This is a genomic window from Streptomyces sp. NBC_00289 (assembly GCF_041435115.1).
GTDB lineage: Bacteria > Actinomycetota > Actinomycetes > Streptomycetales > Streptomycetaceae > Streptomyces.
In genome coordinates this window covers 4,034,025-4,051,054 of sequence record NZ_CP108046.1, presented here as the reverse complement: position 1 = coordinate 4,051,054, position 17,030 = coordinate 4,034,025, and the positions used below count along the sequence as shown (strand labels likewise).

Annotated in this window: 20 protein-coding genes; 15 read left to right on the top strand and 5 right to left on the bottom strand. The window is 69.3% G+C overall.

The annotated features are described in order from the left end of the window. Window positions 1-13: 13 nt before the first annotated feature. The 4 genes from OG985_RS18350 to OG985_RS18335 all read right to left on the bottom strand — a co-directional run bounded on the left by OG985_RS18350 (window position 14) and on the right by OG985_RS18335 (window position 2,966). Window positions 14-1,255, bottom strand: coding sequence for a hypothetical protein (locus OG985_RS18350; RefSeq protein ID WP_371669426.1), 1,242 nt, complete (start codon window positions 1,253-1,255; stop codon window positions 14-16). Window positions 1,256-1,335: 80 nt separating this feature from the next. Continuing rightward, window positions 1,336-1,845 (bottom strand): SigE family RNA polymerase sigma factor, encoded by a 510-nt coding sequence (locus OG985_RS18345; RefSeq protein ID WP_371669425.1) that lies wholly within the window; start codon window positions 1,843-1,845, stop codon window positions 1,336-1,338. 67 nt (window positions 1,846-1,912) lie between these two features. Further along, complete coding sequence (locus tag OG985_RS18340) at window positions 1,913-2,104, bottom strand: hypothetical protein (protein WP_371669424.1); 192 nt, start codon at window positions 2,102-2,104, stop codon at window positions 1,913-1,915. A gap of 10 nt (window positions 2,105-2,114) precedes the next feature. Next, window positions 2,115-2,966 carry a helix-turn-helix domain-containing protein gene (locus OG985_RS18335; RefSeq protein ID WP_371669423.1) on the bottom strand — a complete coding sequence of 284 codons (852 nt, stop codon included), beginning with the start codon at window positions 2,964-2,966 and terminating at the stop codon, window positions 2,115-2,117. A gap of 272 nt (window positions 2,967-3,238) precedes the next feature. Here OG985_RS18335 and OG985_RS18330 point away from each other — a divergent pair, with 272 nt between their 5' ends. The 11 genes from OG985_RS18330 to OG985_RS18280 all read left to right on the top strand — a co-directional run bounded on the left by OG985_RS18330 (window position 3,239) and on the right by OG985_RS18280 (window position 11,484). Then, complete coding sequence (locus OG985_RS18330) at window positions 3,239-3,727, top strand: ATP-binding protein (protein ID WP_371669422.1); 489 nt, start codon at window positions 3,239-3,241, stop codon at window positions 3,725-3,727. Window positions 3,728-3,853: 126 nt separating this feature from the next. Then, the gene (locus tag OG985_RS18325; protein ID WP_371669421.1) at window positions 3,854-4,165 is read left to right on the top strand and encodes a hypothetical protein; all 312 of its coding nucleotides are present in this window, start codon (window positions 3,854-3,856) and stop codon (window positions 4,163-4,165) included. Window positions 4,166-4,172: 7 nt separating this feature from the next. Next, a complete protein-coding gene (locus OG985_RS18320) occupies window positions 4,173-8,615 on the top strand; it encodes a DUF6531 domain-containing protein (protein ID WP_371669420.1) in 4,443 nt (1,480 codons plus the stop codon). Continuing rightward, window positions 8,603-9,073 carry a hypothetical protein gene (locus OG985_RS18315; protein WP_371669419.1) on the top strand — a complete coding sequence of 157 codons (471 nt, stop codon included), beginning with the start codon at window positions 8,603-8,605 and terminating at the stop codon, window positions 9,071-9,073. Before OG985_RS18320 ends, OG985_RS18315 begins: the two co-directional genes overlap by 13 nt. A gap of 37 nt (window positions 9,074-9,110) precedes the next feature. Continuing rightward, a complete protein-coding gene (locus OG985_RS18310; RefSeq protein ID WP_371669418.1) occupies window positions 9,111-9,554 on the top strand; it encodes a hypothetical protein in 444 nt (147 codons plus the stop codon). An 88-nt stretch (window positions 9,555-9,642) separates the two neighbouring features. After that, complete coding sequence (locus OG985_RS18305) at window positions 9,643-9,846, top strand: hypothetical protein (RefSeq protein ID WP_371669417.1); 204 nt, start codon at window positions 9,643-9,645, stop codon at window positions 9,844-9,846. Next, the gene (locus tag OG985_RS18300) at window positions 9,843-10,340 is read left to right on the top strand and encodes an Imm50 family immunity protein (RefSeq protein WP_371669416.1); all 498 of its coding nucleotides are present in this window, start codon (window positions 9,843-9,845) and stop codon (window positions 10,338-10,340) included. The genes OG985_RS18305 and OG985_RS18300 overlap by 4 nt, the downstream gene beginning before the upstream one ends. Beyond that, the gene (locus OG985_RS18295; protein WP_371669415.1) at window positions 10,330-10,737 is read left to right on the top strand and encodes an Imm50 family immunity protein; all 408 of its coding nucleotides are present in this window, start codon (window positions 10,330-10,332) and stop codon (window positions 10,735-10,737) included. Before OG985_RS18300 ends, OG985_RS18295 begins: the two co-directional genes overlap by 11 nt. Window positions 10,738-10,849: 112 nt before the next feature. Then, window positions 10,850-11,047: a hypothetical protein gene (locus OG985_RS18290; protein WP_371669414.1), complete on the top strand. Its 198-nt coding sequence runs from the start codon at window positions 10,850-10,852 to the stop codon at window positions 11,045-11,047. Between the two features lie 84 nt (window positions 11,048-11,131). After that, a complete protein-coding gene (locus OG985_RS18285) occupies window positions 11,132-11,290 on the top strand; it encodes a hypothetical protein (RefSeq protein WP_371669413.1) in 159 nt (52 codons plus the stop codon). Between the two features lie 65 nt (window positions 11,291-11,355). Further along, complete coding sequence (locus OG985_RS18280; RefSeq protein ID WP_371669412.1) at window positions 11,356-11,484, top strand: hypothetical protein; 129 nt, start codon at window positions 11,356-11,358, stop codon at window positions 11,482-11,484. Between the two features lie 130 nt (window positions 11,485-11,614). On the opposite strand, the gene OG985_RS18275 is transcribed toward OG985_RS18280, so the two are convergent. Further along, window positions 11,615-13,276, bottom strand: a complete 1,662-nt coding sequence (locus OG985_RS18275; protein WP_371674417.1) for a chitinase — start codon at window positions 13,274-13,276, stop codon at window positions 11,615-11,617. Window positions 13,277-13,633: 357 nt separating this feature from the next. Here OG985_RS18275 and OG985_RS18270 point away from each other — a divergent pair, with 357 nt between their 5' ends. The 4 genes from OG985_RS18270 (at window position 13,634) to OG985_RS18255 (ending at window position 17,008) form a co-directional block, all read left to right on the top strand. Further along, window positions 13,634-14,587, top strand: a complete 954-nt coding sequence (locus OG985_RS18270) for a hypothetical protein (RefSeq protein WP_371674416.1) — start codon at window positions 13,634-13,636, stop codon at window positions 14,585-14,587. A 67-nt stretch (window positions 14,588-14,654) separates the two neighbouring features. Then, window positions 14,655-15,362 (top strand): Flp pilus assembly protein CpaB, encoded by a 708-nt coding sequence (cpaB, locus tag OG985_RS18265; protein WP_371669411.1) that lies wholly within the window; start codon window positions 14,655-14,657, stop codon window positions 15,360-15,362. Window positions 15,363-15,371: 9 nt separating this feature from the next. Then, the gene (locus OG985_RS18260; protein WP_371669410.1) at window positions 15,372-16,625 is read left to right on the top strand and encodes a CpaE family protein; all 1,254 of its coding nucleotides are present in this window, start codon (window positions 15,372-15,374) and stop codon (window positions 16,623-16,625) included. A 2-nt stretch (window positions 16,626-16,627) separates the two neighbouring features. Further along, window positions 16,628-17,008, top strand: coding sequence for a TadE/TadG family type IV pilus assembly protein (locus OG985_RS18255; protein ID WP_371669409.1), 381 nt, complete (start codon window positions 16,628-16,630; stop codon window positions 17,006-17,008). Window positions 17,009-17,030 lie beyond the last annotated feature (22 nt).

The following is a 17,030-nucleotide window of genomic DNA, read 5'->3' as shown; positions in this document are numbered from 1 at the left end:
CGCCCCCCTGCGCCTACGACAGCACGAGCCAGTCGGAGCTGAGGGCGATCCCGCGCAGCTGCTTCATCGTCAGCGCGGGCGTCTCGCGGGTCGGGGCCTCGTGCTGCGTACCGGCGTTGAAGGCGCTGACGACGACCCGGAAACCGTCCTCGCGCAGGCTGTCGACGGTCCACATGACGGCTCCCGCGACGCCCTTGTCGCCGGGCCCCTTCCGCGCCGCGACGAGCGTGCCGTCGTCGAGCGTCTCGGCCCCGGCGCCGGAGAGCTCGCCCGCCACGTCCGACATGCCTTTCTGCACGTTGATCTGCACGAGGCTCCGGCCCTTGCCGTCGTCGACGACGACATAGGCGTAGTCGCCGTCGCCGCCCTTGGAGACCACCGTGACGCCCTCCGGGAGAAGCGTGGTCAGCACGGCCCGGACACGCGCACCGCGGAGGGCGCCCTGCTCGTCGACGCCGGCCGTCGGGGTCCTGGGCACCGCGGGGATGGTGTCGACAGCCCGACGCCACTCCGCCGCGACGGCGACCTTCTTCAACTGAGCCGTGTTCAGCGGAGGTTCGGGCCGGGAGACGGGTGCGTCCTTCTCGGCCGCGGCGTTCCACTCGCTCACGGAGACGTGCTGCCCGGTGGGCGTGACCAGTTGTGCGCTCCACAGCTTCGTGTCCACGCGCCGGTCGGGGTACTCGTAGCCCTTGAGGATCACGAGCACCGACCCGTCGGACAGCTTGCTGCGCTCGCACCCGTCGTACGGGACGAGTGTCTTGTCCGGGCACGTGCCCCACTGGCGGGCCTGTTCGCCGCCCGGCTCGACCCGGTCCAGACTGACGGAGACGGCCGCCTTGCCCTTGCCGTCGTCGAACACGGCGCTCGCGTACGCCTGTCCCGTCTCGGTGCCGTGGGCCGCCGGGTGCTCGATCGCCCCCTTGGGGAGCAGCCGGGTGAGTGTGTCGATCATCTCCTGGCCGGTGAAGGGAACGGTGGGCGAACCCGACGTGGCGCTCGGACCTCCGCCCACCGAACTCTGCTCGCCCGCCTGCCCTCCCCAGGGCACGAGCAGCACCCCGCCGACCCCGGCGAGGGCGACGCCGGCCGCGCCGCCCACGACGGCGGCCCGGCGCCGGTAGAGCAACCGGCGGCCGCGTACGGCCCCGGCGGCGACCAGGGCGTGCTGATCGGTGTCGAAGGTGCCGCCGGTCTGGCGCAGGGCGTGGCTGAGCTGCCCCTCGAAGGGGTCGCGCGGGTGCTGAACGGGCATGGCGAACCACCGTTTCTACGGTCGCTACAGCGGGGTCGGGACAGGATCGGGGCCCGGAGGATTTCGGGGCCGGGACGGGCTCAGGGGCTGGCGTACTCGCCGAGGTCGTTGCCGAGCAGCTCCCGCAACCGGCCGAGAGCCCGGGTGCAACGCGTCCGCACGGCGGCCGAGCTGGCGTTCATGACGTCGGCGGTCTCCTCGACCGAGCGGTCCTCCCAGTACCGCAGGACGACCACCGCCCGGTCCTTGGCGGGCAGCCGGGCGAGCGCCTCGAGCAGCGTCAGCCGCAGGGACGCGTCACCGTCACCGGCGTCGGCAAGGTCGGGGAACACGTCCGTGCTCCGTTCCGTGCTGCTGCGACGCCGCTGATGGGCGAGGAAGGTACGGGTGAGGACGGTCTGCGCGTACCCGGCGGGGTTGCCGACCCTGGCCATGCGGTGCCAGCCGATGTAGAGCCGGCCGAGCGTCTCCTGCACCAGATCCTCGGCGAGATGCGTGTCCCCGGCGGTGAGCAGACACGCGGACCGGTAAAGATGCCCGGCACGCGCCGCCGCGAACTCCGCGTACTCGTCCGCTCGCGCCTGTCTCATCAGTTGCCCTCCGGATCCGCCAACACCGTTCCTCACCTCACTGATGCGGTGGCACCCCGGAAATGTTTCAGATCAGGTGATCGGCCTTGCCCGCCTTGATGTCGAGGATCATCGTCCGAAGCGCGTCACGACTGTCGGTGAGATGGACGTCCTCGGCACCGGCTATGGCGATGTAGGCGTTGCCCTGGGGATCGGTGCCGAGGCGGAAGCAGGAGTTTCCCTCACCGCAGAAGGGCTCTTCCCAGGCGATGTCAGTCATGGCCCACTCCTCAGAGGTCGTTGGCGATCTCGCGGATGAAGTCGCGTGACGCCGAGGGAGACAGGGCGATGCGTTCCATCCACTCCAGATGCGCACGGTACTTGGCCAACTGCGTGTCCGCGTAAAGGAAATCAGGCCCATGAGAGTTGTCGACCTGGACGGTGTCGAGCTGCGGCACGGGCCCCTCCGCGTACAGGACCGTCTGCCCGGCGCCGGGAAAGGCCCCCGCCTCGAACGGGATGACCAGGAGCGTCACGTTGTCCTGCTCGGATCTCTTCAGCAGATGGCCGAGCTGCGCACGAGCCACCTCCCGACCGCCGAACCGCATCCGCAGCGCCGCCTCGTGCACGATGGCCACGAACGCCGGCGGGCTGCCGCCGTCCAGGACGTTCTGACGCTCCACGCGATGGGCCAGGCGCAGGGCGACCTCGTGATCGGGCAACTGCGGGACGACGACCCGGAAGACGGCGAGCGCGTGATCGGAGGTCTGGAGAAGTCCCGGGATGTGCACGGAGTACGCGGCCCGCATGCCGACGGCGTGGGCCTCCAACTCGGCGATGTCCTGAAGCCCTTGGGGAAGCGAGCCGCGATACCTGTCCCACCAGCCGCGCTGCCCTGGCCCGGCCATGTCCACCAGCGCTTCGACGTAGCGCTCGTCCTGGCAGTCGCAGTTGCATGCAAGGGTGCGCACTCGTTCCGGACTGATGGCGCGCACACCGGATTCGATGTGGGAGATCTTCCCCCGGTCCACGCCCAGAAGCCCTGCGGCGTACTCGGCGGACACGCCTGCTGACGTGCGCATCCTGCGAATCTCGGCTCCCAGCCGCTTCTGACGTTCTGTGGGCGACGTCCTCGCTGCCATGCCGTTCCTTCCCCGCGCGCGGTCGTGTGCAGTCTGCCGCTTGAGCGTGCGACCGAGCCACGAACGGGCGTAAATTTCACCGCCCGAGGCCAAATTAGCCCCCAAGCCCGGTACGTTACGTGATGCAAGAGCTACCAACTGTGCCGGAAGTGCATCACGCGCGCCTGCCCGCGACCTCCTTCCCTGGGAGGGGTGGGCCCGCGTCAGGGAGACATGCCACCGGCCGCCGTAGGAAACGCAGTTCACCCTTGTACGTCAGTGAAGGAGCAGTCATGCCCGCGTCCCGCTGCCCACTCGCCCCGGCCTTCTCGGCCGACCCGACGGCGCCCACCCCGGAGACCCTCTCCTACAGCTTCACGCTCCCTGCGGCGCTGGCGAGTTCCGCCCTGGCCCGCGCGACGACACGCGAGGTACTGAAGGCGCACGGCCTGAACGAGATCCTGGACCCGGCGTTGCAGGCGGTCGCTGAACTGGCGGCGACGGCGGCGCAGTTCACGGAGTCCCGGAACTTCTACCTCTCGCTCCGCTACCGTGCGGACACCCTCAAGGTCATCGTCTACGACAGCCACCCGCGTCACACGCAACCGCAGCTCGCCACGGCCTGTGACACCCGCCGCCGCGCGGCCCTGCGCGTCCTGGCCTGCGTCTGCCGGGCCTGCGACGGCACATGGGGCTTCGGAGAGTCCCGGGAGCCGTCGGGCGGCACGAGGATGTGGGCAACGCTGCCGAGGGCGGGCGCGGCGGCGTACGGGGCGCCTTGAACTCGGCGCCGCGCTGGGTGGTGATCTTTACTCCGGCTTGATCCCGCCCATACCTCCCGCATAACCGCTCTCCATAGTGTCGTGGGGTTGGCATGTGCACAGAGTGAAGTACGGGGGCTGGACCGCATGTCGGATCTGAGCAAGGAAGCGGCGTCGCTGCACAAGGCGGCTTCGGGGCTGCGTGGGGTGGGGCATCACACGGCGAAGCCGTTGCAGGAGTTCAAGGCGGAGTCGCACGACCTGTCGGCGCTGGGTGCGCTGGGTTCGCTGCTGAGTGCCACGGAGGAGATCCGCGAGGGGATGACCACTCTGGCGAAGCTCACCGGCCAGTTGGAGGAGGAGTGGGAGGCGGAGGCGACGCTGATCGGGGAGATCTCCGACGCCTTCGACCTGCTGGACGTGCTGCTGGCGGCGGCGGCCCGGGCGAAGAAGGGCTGAGGCGGCCGTGGTCGACCTGAACCCGTTTCACTACATCAACAAGTTCAACCACATGTTCGGCGACTCGGTCGCCAGCGGTCTGGAGTTCCTGGGGATCACCGATCCGGCGGTGGACCCGGACGGCGTGCGGGAGATCGCGAAGAAGTGGCGGCATCTGGCCACGGGCCTGGACGACGCGGCCGGCGCCGCGGAGCGGTCGCTGTCGGACGTGGAGTGGGAGGGCAAGGCCGCCAAGGCCTTCCACAAGCGTTCCAAGGCAGCCCGCAAGAACGCCACGGACATGGCGGACGCGCTGCGGGACGGTGCGAAGGCACTGGACGACTTCGCGGACCAGGCGCACGAGTTGCTGTCCGAGATCGGCGTGATGCTGGCGGAGATCGTCGAGTTCGAGATCGCGGGTCTTGCGCTGGACATCCTCACGGCGGGGGCGTCGTCGGTGGCGGCCACGTTGGTGGCGGGTGAGCGGGCGCTGAAGGTGGTGGCGCTGATCGCCCGGATCGAGGAGGAGGGCACCGCACTCGCCTCGGTGATCCGCGGGGTGATGGAGATCATCCGGGGAGTGGAGCGGGCGCTGAAGGCGCTGAAGGAGATCCGGGGCGTCGCCTCGGTCGCCAAGATGGCGAAGGAGGGCGCGAAGTTCTCGGCGTTCGCGACGCTGCTGGAGGACCCGGGAGCGTTCAAGGACCCGGAGAAACTGGCCGGGATCCTGGCCGAGGGCGCGGTGATGGGCGTCGGCCTCGGCGTGCTGGGCAAGGCGCTCGGCAAGGGGCTGAAGGCGCTCAAGCCGGCCGAACTGGCGAAGCTGAGCGAGGCGTTCAAGCTGAACTGTGCCGCCTTCGAGCGGCTGAAGCTGAACCCGGGCTTCGAGAAACTGCCGGCCTCGGTCCGCAACATGATCAAGACGTTCGTGCGGGACCCGATCGACGTGGCCACCGGCGACATGGCCCTGCCCCGTACGGATGTGTCCCTGCCGGGTGTGCTTCCACTGGTCCTGGAACGCACCCATCTCTCCTCCTACCGCTCCGGCGGCTGGTTCGGCCCGACCTGGGCCTCCACGCTCGACCAGCGCGTCCAGGCCGACGAGGACGGCTTCGTGTACGCGGCGGCGGACGGGGCGCGCCTGTGCTTCCCACGCCTGGACCCGGAGACGAACGAGCCGGTCCGCCCGGACACCCCCGGTTCCCGCCTGACCCTGTGCTGGGACGCCGAGACCGACGGCGCGATCCGCCTCACCGACCCTGACACGGGCCTGATCCACGTCTTCCACAGCCCGGTCTCCGCGGCCGGCGGCACGGCGGTGGACCTCCCCCTCCAGCACATCCAGGACCGCAACGGCAACCGGATCACGGTCGAGTACGCCGAGGGCGACCTCCCCGTGGCCGTCGTCCACTCGGGCGGCTACCACATAGCCATCGACCGCGATCCGTCCGACTCCCGCGTCACGGGCCTGCGCCTGCTCGATCTCACCCGCCCCTGCGACCCCGGCACCACCCTGCTGACCTTCGCCTACGACGAGCGGGGCCACCTTGCCGAGGAGACCAACTCCTCCGGCCTGCCGCTTCGCTACACCTACGACGCCGAGGGCCGGATCACCTCCTGGACGGACCGGAACACCACGACGTACCGGTACACCTACGACGAGCACGGCCGCGTGATCGCGACCGGCGGCACCGGCAACGCCCTGGCCTCCACCCTCACCTACGACACCCCCACCCGCACCACCCACGTCACCGACTCCCTCGGCCACACACGGACCTACGAACACAACGAGAACCTCCGCCTGATCCGCGAGACGGACCCACTGGGCAACGTCACGACACAGGAATGGGACGCCGACCAGCGCCTCCGCGCGGTAACCGACCCACTGGGGAACACCACCCGCTACGGGTACGACGAGCAGGGACGAGTCGTATCGGTCACGCGTCCTGACGCCCGGGAGACCCGCGTCGCGTACAACGCGCTCGGCCTGCCGACCTCGATCATCCAGCCGAGCGGGTCCGAGTGGCGGCGGGAGTTCGACGAACGCGGCAACCTCGTCTCTGTCACGAACCCGGCCGGGGCTCTGACCAGGTACGTATACGACATGGCCGGACGCCTCACGGGAGTCGTGGACGCGCTCGGCCACACCACACGGGTCCACTCCGACGCCGCCGGACTCGCCGAGCGCATCACCGACCCGCTCGGCGCGACGACCCTCTACGAACGGGACGCCTTCGGGCGACCCGTCGCCTGCACTGATCCACTCGGCCATGTGACCCGCCTGACGTGGACCGTCGAGGGCAGACCCGCGCTCCGTACCGCGCCGGACGGCAGCACCGAGTCGTGGACCTACGACGGCGAGGGCAACCAGCTCACCCACACCGACGCGACGGGCGCCACCTCGTCCTTCGAGTACACCCACTTCGACCTGCTCAGGGCCCGCACAGGGCCGGACGGGGTTCGCCACGAATTCGAGCACGACACCGAACTGCGCACCACGAGGGTCACCAACCCACAGGGCTTGTCGTGGAGCTACGAGTACGACGCTGCCGGGCGTCTCCTCGCGGAGACGGACTTCGACGACCGTTCCCTCACGTACACGCACGACCCGGCAGGGCGTCTGGCCACGCGAACGAACGCGCTGGGACAGACGGTGACGTACGAGCGCAACGAGATGGGCCAGGTGGTGCGCAAGAACGCGGCCGGCCAGGCCACGGAGTACGCCTACGACCTGACGGACCGGCTCGCGCAGGCGACGGGTCCCGACCGTACGACGGTGACTGTGCTGCGGGACCGTTTCGGACGGGTGCGCTCGGAGGCGGTCGACGGCCGGGAACTGACGTACACCTATGACGATGTGGGACGGCGCACCGGTCGCACCACTCCGACCGGTGCGACGACGACATGGGCGTACGACGCCGCCGGGCGGCGCACCGGGATGACAGTGGAGGGCCATGCCATCGACTTCACGTACGACGTGGCGGGCCGCGAACTGGAACGTCGGGTCGGCGATGCGGTGACTTTGGCGCATACCTTCGACCCGCTCGGCCGCCTGACGAGCCAGTCCGTCGCCGGAGCGTCCGGCATCCCGGTCCAGCACCGCACGTACACCTATCGTGCCGACGGCAATGTGACCGGCGTCGACGACCGTCTCTCCGGTCCGCGCCGTTTCGAGCTGGACACGGTGGGCCGGGTGACGGCGGTGCGGGCCGCGGACTGGACCGAGCGGTACGCCTACGACGAGGCGGGCAACCAGACGGAGGCCCGCTGGCCGGAGGGCCACCCCGGTCAAGAGGCGACGGGCCCGCGTGCGTACGCGGGCACTCGCCTCACCAGGGCGGGCGACGTCCGCTACGAACACGACGCCCTCGGCCGCACAGTCCTGCGCCGGAAGACACGTCTGTCCCGCAGACCGGACACCTGGCGCTATGAGTGGGATGCCGAGGATCGCCTGACGTCGGTGACGACTCCCGACGGCACCCGCTGGATCTACGCCTACGATCCCCTGGGCCGCCGTACGGCCAAGCTCCGCCTGGCCGATGACGGCGAAACCGTCGTCGAACGCGTGGTGTTCACCTGGGACGGCACAACGCTCTGCGAACAGACCACGGAGTCGGCCGATCTGCCCAGCCCCGTCACCCTCACCTGGGACCACCTGGGCCTCCACCCCATCAGCCAGACGGAGCGCTTCACCGCGGACGGCGCTTCGCAGGAAGAGACCGACTCCCGCTTCTTCGCCATCGTCACCGACCTCGTCGGCACACCGAGCGAACTCGTGGACGAACAGGGCCGGGTCGCCTGGCGCACGCGCAGCACCTTGTGGGGGACGACCACGTGGGCCTCGAACAGCAGCACCTACACCCCACTCCGCTTCCCCGGCCAGTACTACGACCCCGAAACCGGCCTTCACTACAACTACTTCCGCCACTACGACCCGGAGACCGCGCGCTATCTCACCTGCGACCCCCTCGGGCTGACACCGGCGCCCAACCCCACGACGTACGTCCACAACCCGCACGCTCGGGCCGACCCGCTGGGGCTCGCGCCCTGCGACGAGCCTGTCGCGGTCTACCGGGGTACAGACCGAATGGCCGAGACCAGCATCGCGGACGAGACCGGCCTGCTGATGAGCGAGGCGGCCCAGCGTGCCTTCTATGAGGGCGGCTCGGTCGAGGACGCGCTCCGGGTGTCGCAGGAGGCACACGCCTCCGCCCTCGCGGAGTGGGGCGGTCCCGACGCACTCGCTCACGCGCACTCCGAATTCGGTACGGACATGCAGCAGGCGTACGGGCCGAGGTCGGTGATGTCGTTCACGACGGACCCGGAAGTCGCGAAGTACTTCGCCAGGGGCGGGCCTGTCTACCGTGCCATGATCGATCCGAGTGAGGGGATCTGGCAGAGCCTGCCCGGAGCAGGAGAGAGCGAGGTCCTCATCCCCAACATGATCAAGGTGGAACCGTGGGCGGGCTGACCATGACCTTCCGGAAATGGGAGACGCGATACTTTCCCGCCGGCGAGCTCGTCGAGGCGGACGAGCCGATCGCCGGGTTCGACGAGCTGGAGGACCGTCTGCTCGCCGACCACCCGCGGATGCGCCGCATCCTGGTGCGCGGACGCCCGGGTTGGCCACTGCACCGCTACTACCTGCACTGGAGCGACGGGACGGACCTGGAGTCCCTCGACAGGCGCGTGGCTTCCGGGACGGCGACCGAGGCGGACTTCGCCGGCGCCGTCATCGGGGAACCGCTCGACATCACGCATCCGCCCTGCGGCGCCGACCTCCGCGTGGTCGCTCTGGATGTCGTGCTGCCGCTGTTCCCCGACAGCACCGACCGCGCGCGCGTCCACTCGTACCGAACGGAGTGCCCGGTGTGCGGAAACCCCCTTACCGGCAACGTACTCGAGTTCATCACGCCCTCACTTCCGTGAAGAGAGGCGACGACGAACGGTGAGGACAAACGCCAGGATGGACCGGCTGCTCGGACCGGTGGCACCGCACGCCTCGGAGGAGGACGTGCCCGACGCGTTCCGCGCCGTCGTCCGTGCGGGCTGGACCATGGACGGTGACGCGCAGCTGCTGACAGCGTTGCGTTCCGGCTACTCGGGCGGCGGTCGCGCGGAGTTCCACGACGTGATCCACCACGAGGCCACAGTGAACGGTCGAGGCATGATGGACCACGACCTCCCGGCCTCGGGCCCGGCAAGGCTCGAAACGCTGCTGCGCCGCTCCCTCGGCTACGCCTGCACGGGTCTGCTGGCTGTGCCACCGAAGATGTCGTGGCCGATGCTCCCAGGAAGAAGCAGCAACCCTTCTCGGGAACGGGAGATGACCGTTCGTACGAACTGCCCGCTTGGTTCGTCGCCGCTGGCGGGGGCCGTCGTACGTGAGGAGGCACACGAACGTGCCTGAGAGTTCTGCGCTGAGTGTCCTGGAAGTCTTCCCAGTACGTGACCCGCGCACCCGCGTATGTGTGGTGCGCTGCATCGAGGGAACGGCCGTGCTGGGTATGGAATTCCTGGTCGAGTTCCCAGGGGAGGAAAAAATGGAGAACCCGACTCGGCTGAGGTTGGAGAAGATCGAGTGGTACGGAAAATCTGTGGAGCAGTTGGACACGGTGCACTCCGGGAAGGTCACTCTCCTCGGTGACTCGACAGAACTGCTGACCCCCGGAAGCGTGCTGAGACATCCACCCCTGCCATGACCATTGAGGATCACCTCGTCAATCCGGACATGCTCCGGTCGCTCTACGGACACCCCTTGGACTGGAGCCGCGTCAGAATCCGCTCGATCAATCTGGACTGGCGCGGACCGACGGTTGCCCTGCGTGTCGACCTGCCCGCATTTCCGGACGTCCCGCCGACCGAGTGGATCGAGGCGGGTGCGGACACCGTGCAGTGCCAGCTCCAGTTCCTCGCGGTGGAGGACATCCGTCTGACCGAGTGGACGCCGCCGGCTGTCGGCAGCCTGGACGTGGCACCGCGGGGTGCGGAGCGACGAATGCGGGTGACTTTTCGAGGCGGCGGGGTGAAGGTGGAATTCGAATCCAACGAATCGGTCCGCATCGGCCATGTGAGCGCCTTCGCCTCCCACCCCGACGGATCGGACGACGGCCCTCACCTGTTTCTGAGCAAGGTCGACGCCCGACGCTTCTCAGCCCTGCCCGCGACTCATGAGAAGACTTTCTATGCCCGCTGACTGGACGCGACTCCTCGCGTCGGAGGAATTCCTCGGACCGCAGTACGCGGGTTCTCTGCCGCCGCCGGAGGCCTGTGATCTCTTCTACGTGCACATCGACGAACGCGAAAACTCCGTGACGCTGGGCTTCGATACGCGGAATTTCCCTTCGAGTCCTGCTCCGGAGTGGGAGGAGAAGGGTCTCAACGCCTTCGAGTTCTACCTCGTTTTCGCCGGAGTCGAGAGACTCCGAGTGACAGGGTGGGGCGCCGGTGAGGCGAGAGCGATCGATCTCGCCTCCGTTGAGGGAGGAGGTTTCAGGGTGCTCCTAGGCACGGAGAGCTCAGGAATCGCGTTCCGAGCCGAGACGCTGCGTCTGGCGAAGACGCGCGCCTACCTGGCCTCCGACAGCCCCTGAAGCCGGACGACGGTGAAACGAGGTCCTCACCCAGCTCGAAACGCTGCTGCGCCGTTCCCTCGGCTACGTCTGCACGGATCTCCTGGCTGTGCCGCCGACGCTGTCGTGGCCGATGCTCGGATACGTGTCCCTGGCCGCGGGCGGACTGGCGGACGACGTACTCACCGCGAACGTCACCTTCTGCTCCCGTCGGCCGAACCGGCCTGCCTATGTGGACGACATCGAGGCGTACACGCGGGAGGCGCTGATGGAGGTCTCCCAGCAAGAAGCGGCAACCCTGTTCGGCAAGGGGGTCGTCGTGAAGTGGTGACGCGGTGCAGCGGCCCGGCGTCATCCGTCGCGACCTCCGGCCACCACCGTCCCGCAACCACCAGCCACACCCTTCGGAGAAGTCATGTACCGAGAGTTCGTCGTGCCGGGCGATCAGGAGATCCTCGAAGCGATCGGCGAGTGGCCCGAGGCCGAGGAGGGCAGCGAGGCGCGCCTGCTCACACTGCGGGGCGAGGGCGTCGAGCGGTCCTCCTCTCTTACGACGCTCTCGCCAGATCAGTGAGGGTTCGCTGGAGGAACGGTGGTGGCGACGAAATCCTCGACCTGTTCCGTGAAGGCGCGACTCGTATGACGGTGCACGCGGAGTCGGGCGCCACCTACGTCTCACTGGAGTTCGAGTCGGACGAGCACTCCGGCAGGCTGGTCATCCGAGCGTTCCCGAGCCCGACCGTCACCGATCGGCTCCTCTTCGTCTGACCGCGGGTTCCGGGGCAGCCGTACGCCGGTGTCCTGGCCGGCAGCGGGCGGTGCGGCGAGGCGGCCCCGCCAGGGTGACCGCCCCCGCCCACACACCGTGGGCAGAGGCGGTCAGGTCATCGGGGCGCCGTTACGGCAGCGCGTGCACGTGTGGACCCACCGCGTTGGACCACGCGTTGCCCGCCGTCGCGTCCCAGTTCGTCGACCAGGTCATCGCCCCCCGCAGGCCGGGGTACGTCTTCGACGGCTTGAATGTGCCGCAGCCCGTGCCCTTGGTCAGGCAGTCCAGGGCGTTGTTCACCACGGTCGGGGAGACGTAGCCGCTGCCCGCGCCGCTCGTCGAGGCCGGCAGGCCGAGGCCCACCTGGGACGGGGCGAGGCCTCCCTCCAGCTGGATGCAGGCGAGGGCGGTCAGGAAGTCCACCGAGCCCTGGCTGTACACCTTGCCGTCGCAGCCCAGCATGGAACCGCTGTTGTAGTACTGCATGTTGACGACCGTGAGGATGTCCTTCACGTTCAGCGCCGTCTGGAAGTAGCCGTTGGACGTCGACTGCATGTCGATCGTCTGCGGCGCCATCGTGAGGACGAGGGAGGACCCGGCCTTGGCGGCGAGGGAACGGAGCGCCTGCGTCATGTACGTCGGGTTGAGCCCGTTCTCCAGGTCGATGTCGACGCCGTCGAAGCCGTACGTCTGCATCAGGGAGTACACCGAGTTCGCGAAGTTCGTCGCCGACGTCGTGTCGTTGATGGACACCGTGCCGTTCTGGCCGCCGACCGAGACGATGACCTTCTTCCCGGCCGCCTGCTTCGCCTTGATGTCCGCCTTGAACTGGTCGACGGTGTAGCCGCCCAGCCCGGCCGAGTCCAGGTTGAAGGTCACGGCCCCCGGCGTCGTCGTGGCGTCCGCGAACGCCACCGCGATGATGTCGTACTGGGAGGACACGGCAGAGATCTTCTGGACCGTCGCCCCGTTGTTGAAGTTCTGCCAGTAGCCGGTCACCGCGTGCTGGGGAACCGTGCCGCCGCCGGTGCCGGTCGCCGTCGTCGTCCCCGTCACCGCGGCCGACTTCGCCGACTCACCGGCCGCGTTGGTCGCGGTGACCTGGAACGAGTACGACGTGGAGGCGGCGAGGCCGGTCACCGTCGCCGAGGTGCCCGACACGGCCGTCACCTTCGTGCCGTTGCGGTAGACGTTGTAGCCGGTGGCGCCCGAGACGGTGTTCCAGGCCAGGGAGACGGAGGAGGAGCTGGTGCCCGAGACGTTCAGGCCGGCCGGGGCCCCGGGGATCGTCGGCGCGGGGTCTCCGCCACCGCCGCCGTCGGGGCCGTACACCGACAGGTCGTCCGCGTAGTAGGCGGCCTGGCCGTACCAGCCGTGCGTGTAGACCGTCACGGACGTGGTCGAGGCGCCCGTGCTGAAGGTCGTCGTGAGCTGCTTCCAGGAGGCGGAGTCCGGGGTCCACGTCGAGACGTCCGTCGTGCCGGTTCCGGTCGCGCCCAGGTAGGCGTACCCGCCCTGCACCCACGCGCTCAGCGTGTACGTCGAGTTGGGCTTGACGGCCACCGTCTGGGTGCACCTGGCGTTGTCCTGCCCGGCCGGTGTCGCCCGCAGCGCGGCCGAGCCGCCGTGCACCGGTGAGGAGACGGCCGTACCGCTGCCCGCGGAGCAGGTCCAGTTGTTCAGGCCGGACTCGAAGCCGGCGTTCTTCGCGTTGTTGACGTCCGCGGCGGACGCCTGGCCCGTGCCGGCCACGGACAGGGCGAGGGCGGCGGTGACCGCCCCTGCCCACATACGGGCGCGTCTGGGTATGCCTGGTGCGCGGTCCACAAGGGCCTCCGGAGGTGGGGGAGCGAACGAGGACGGTGGCCACCGCTGGCGACATAGTTGGTCCAGACCAATTCCCTTGTCAAGAGGGTCAGTTCACCTCACTTGTCACCCCATCTGGGGTGGAATCCGCCTCTTTCGAATTTCCAAGAGGCGCAGGAAGTCAAACAAACGCTGTTCTCCGGTCACAGGGGCGTGGTTACAGTGCTGAGGTAGTCACGCAGTGAAGTCATCGGAGTGTGCCGGAGTAACACCGGCGCGGACCGTCGGGCATGGAACGGGGAGCTGCGCGTGCCAACTGCCATTGCCGTGACCAGTGCCGACATGGCACTGCCACCGCAGGACGAGCGAACGCTGCCCGCCGTCGTCCTGCGGGACCTCGACACGCAACCGCTCGAACAGTCGCTGGCGGCCGTCCAGTCGCTGATCGACCAGTACGGCTACGTGGTCGTCGTCTGCTCCCGTGCCGCCCCGGAGGGGGTGGCGCGACGGCTGCACACCGTCCGCTCCCTTCTGGAGAGCGACCGGATCGCCCTGTTCCGTCCGGACCTGCCGCCACTTGGACTGGCCGTCCTGGCCCGCCAGTTGCGGCAGCTCGCCTCCTGCGACCTGAGCCCGGGCGTCCTCGCCTCGGCCGGACGGCTGCTCACCCACTACCTCCATGCCGGGGCACTGCTGGGCTCCGTCACCAAGCTCGACCGCGTCCCCGTCAACCTGAAGTCGCACGCCAGGTCCTGGGTTCCCGGCACCCAGTTCGGCGTACTCGCTCACCCCGAACCGCAGTTGACGCGCATCGGCCCCGGAGCCACCCTCGCCGGGCCCGAATTCGGCACGTCCATGCTGGTCGCGAAGGGGCAGCTGCAGTCCGACTGGATCACCGCGACCCTGGCCAAGGCCTGGAACGTCCAGGGGCTGCGCGAGGCCCCGCTGCCGGCCGAGTCCGCCCTGTGGTGGGGGACCGGCAGGTTGATCGAGTTCTGCGCCTTCCTGCCCGACCTCCCGGTCCTCTACCAACTGGTCGCCTCCGTAAGGCAGTCCGTATGCCACTGGTGCGGCATCGACGTCATCGGCGACCGCTGCGTCTTCTGCTCCGCGACCGCACCCGCACCACTCGCGCTGCCCGCGTCCTCCGGATCGAACGGATCCCGCGGATCGCACGGATCCTCCGGATCGCACGGTTCCGCCGGGTCGCACGGATCCTCCGCGTCCTCCCGGTCATCCGCGTCCTCCCGATCGCCCGTGTCCTCCGTGCACGAGAACCAGTTGCCCGCCGGCTGAGCCGTCCCCGGCCCACCTCGCGACCCCGACTCGCTCGACCGAAACCCCCAATGAGGTTGTACGGTTCATGAACTCCCGTCAGCGCCGCGGCGTGATACTCCTGCTCCTGTCGGTCCTGTGCGCCCTCGGTGCGTTCGCCGGCGTGCTGTCCGTCATCGACGACGTGAAGTCCAAGGTCGGCCCCGAGGTCACCGCGTACCGGATGAAGGCCGACGTGACGCCGTACACCGCTCTCGACGCCGGCCAGTTCGAGAAGACCAGCATGCCGAAGCGGTGGCTGTCGGCCACCGCGGTCACCGACCTCGCCGAGGTCCGGGGCAAGATCGCCGTGACCACGCTGCGGAAGGGCTCCCTGCTGCAGAGCGACATGATCGTCGACCAGCCCGCGCTGCAGCCGGGGCAGCAGGAGGTCGCCATCATGATCGACGCGGCGACCGGCGTCGCGGGCAAGATCACGCCGGGCTCCACGGTCAACGTGTACGCCACCTTCGAGGGCGCCCGCGAGGGCGACCCCGCACAGTCCAAGATCATCGTGACGAACGCCAAAGTCCTCGACGTCGGCAAGCTGACCGCGCTCCAGCCCGACGCGGACAACCGCACCCGGCAGGCCACCGAGGCCGTCCCGATCACCTTCGCGCTCGCCACCATCGACGCCCAGCGCATCACGTACGCCGAGTCCTTCGCCAAGCGGGTCCGCCTCGCGCTGGTGGCTCCCGGCGGCAACACCACGGTGCCGGACAAGGACCGCACCTACGAACTCGTGACGGACAAGTGAGAGGCCGCCATGCCCACGAGGATCCTCCCGGCAGTCGGCGACGCGGACGCGGTCCGCTCTCTCATGACGCTGCTCAGCCAGCTCCCGGACGCCGAACCGGTGTCGCCGGTGACCGACTCGACCCAGCTCATCGACACGCTCGGCCGGCTCGCCGCCGAGTCCATCGACGAACTGCCCGAGGTGGTGGTCGTCCATGAGCGCATCGGCCCGGTCCCGGCGCTGGAGCTCATCCGCGAAGTCGCCCTGCGCTTCCCCGCGGTGGGCGTCATCCTCGTCACCTCGGACGTCAGCGCGGGCCTCTTCCAGGCCGCCATGGACTACGGCGCCCGCGGCCTGATCGCCCTCCCGCTCGGCTACGAGGAACTGGCCAGCCGGGTCCAGGCGGTCGCCCAGTGGTCGGCGGGCGTACGACGTCATCTGGGCCACGGCGGCGACGTGTTCACCGGCGTCGGCGGCACCGTGGTCACGGTGAGCGGCGCGAAGGGAGGCGTCGGCACCACCCTGACGGCCATCCAGCTCGCCCTCGCGGCCCAGGCCTCGGGCCGCGCCACCGCCCTGGTCGACATGGACCTCCAGACCGGGGACATCGCCTCCTACCTGGACGTGCAGTTCCGCCGCTCCGTCGTGGACCTGGCGGCCATCACCGACATCTCCCCGCGCGTCCTCGCCGACGCCGTCTTCCGCCACGACACCGGGCTCGCGCTGCTGCTCGCCCCCGGCGAGGGCGAACGCGGCGAGGAGGTCACCGACCGGGCCGCCCGCCAGATCGTCAGCGCCCTGCGTTCCCGCTACGAGGTCGTCGTCGTCGACTGCGGCGCCCAGCTCGGCGGCGCCGGCGCGGCCGCCGTGGAGATGGCCGACAGGGCCCTGCTCGTCACCACCCCCGACGTCCTCGCCGTCCGGGGCGCCAAACGCACGGTACGGATGTGGGACCGGCTGCAGATCCGCAAGGCGGAGGAGACCACGGTCGTCGTCAACCGCCACACCCGCGGTACGGAGATCCAGCCCGCGCTGATCCAGAAGATCACCGGCACCGCCGTCGCGGGCATCGCGATCCCGGCCAACTTCAAGGAGCTGGCGGGCACGGTGGACGCGGGCCGGATCCACGAACTGGACAGCAGGAGCACGGTGAAACAGGCCCTCTGGGGCCTGGCGGGCGAACTGGGACTGGTCAACGCCCCCGAGGGCGACCGCAGAAGCGGCAGGTTCCGTGGTGATCGCGGCCCGACGGGTTCGCGGCGCCGCCGGGAGGGAGGGGGATAGGCATGCGTACGGCTTCGAGGGGACGGGACCGCGGCCAGGTCACCATCGAGTTCCTCGGCATGACACCGCTGATCCTGCTGACACTGGTGCTGATGTGGCAGTTCGTCCTGCTGGGATACACCTTCACGCTCGCGGGGAATGCTGCGGACGAAGCGGTGCGGGCGGGAACGGCCGCGGAGCCGGGAGCCAGACAGGCCGCCTGCCAGGAGGCGGGCCTGGACAAGCTGCCGGGGGCGTGGAGCGGCACGGTGGAGTGCGGTACCGGCGGCGGCTACGTCACCGCCGACGTCCGGCTCGAGGTCCCCGTCCTCTTCCCGGGCTCGATCGGCTTCCCCTTCGAGGTCGAGGGCCACGCGGGCGCCGTAGAGGAGGCGAAGGACTGAGATGTCGTACGACGGGAAAGGG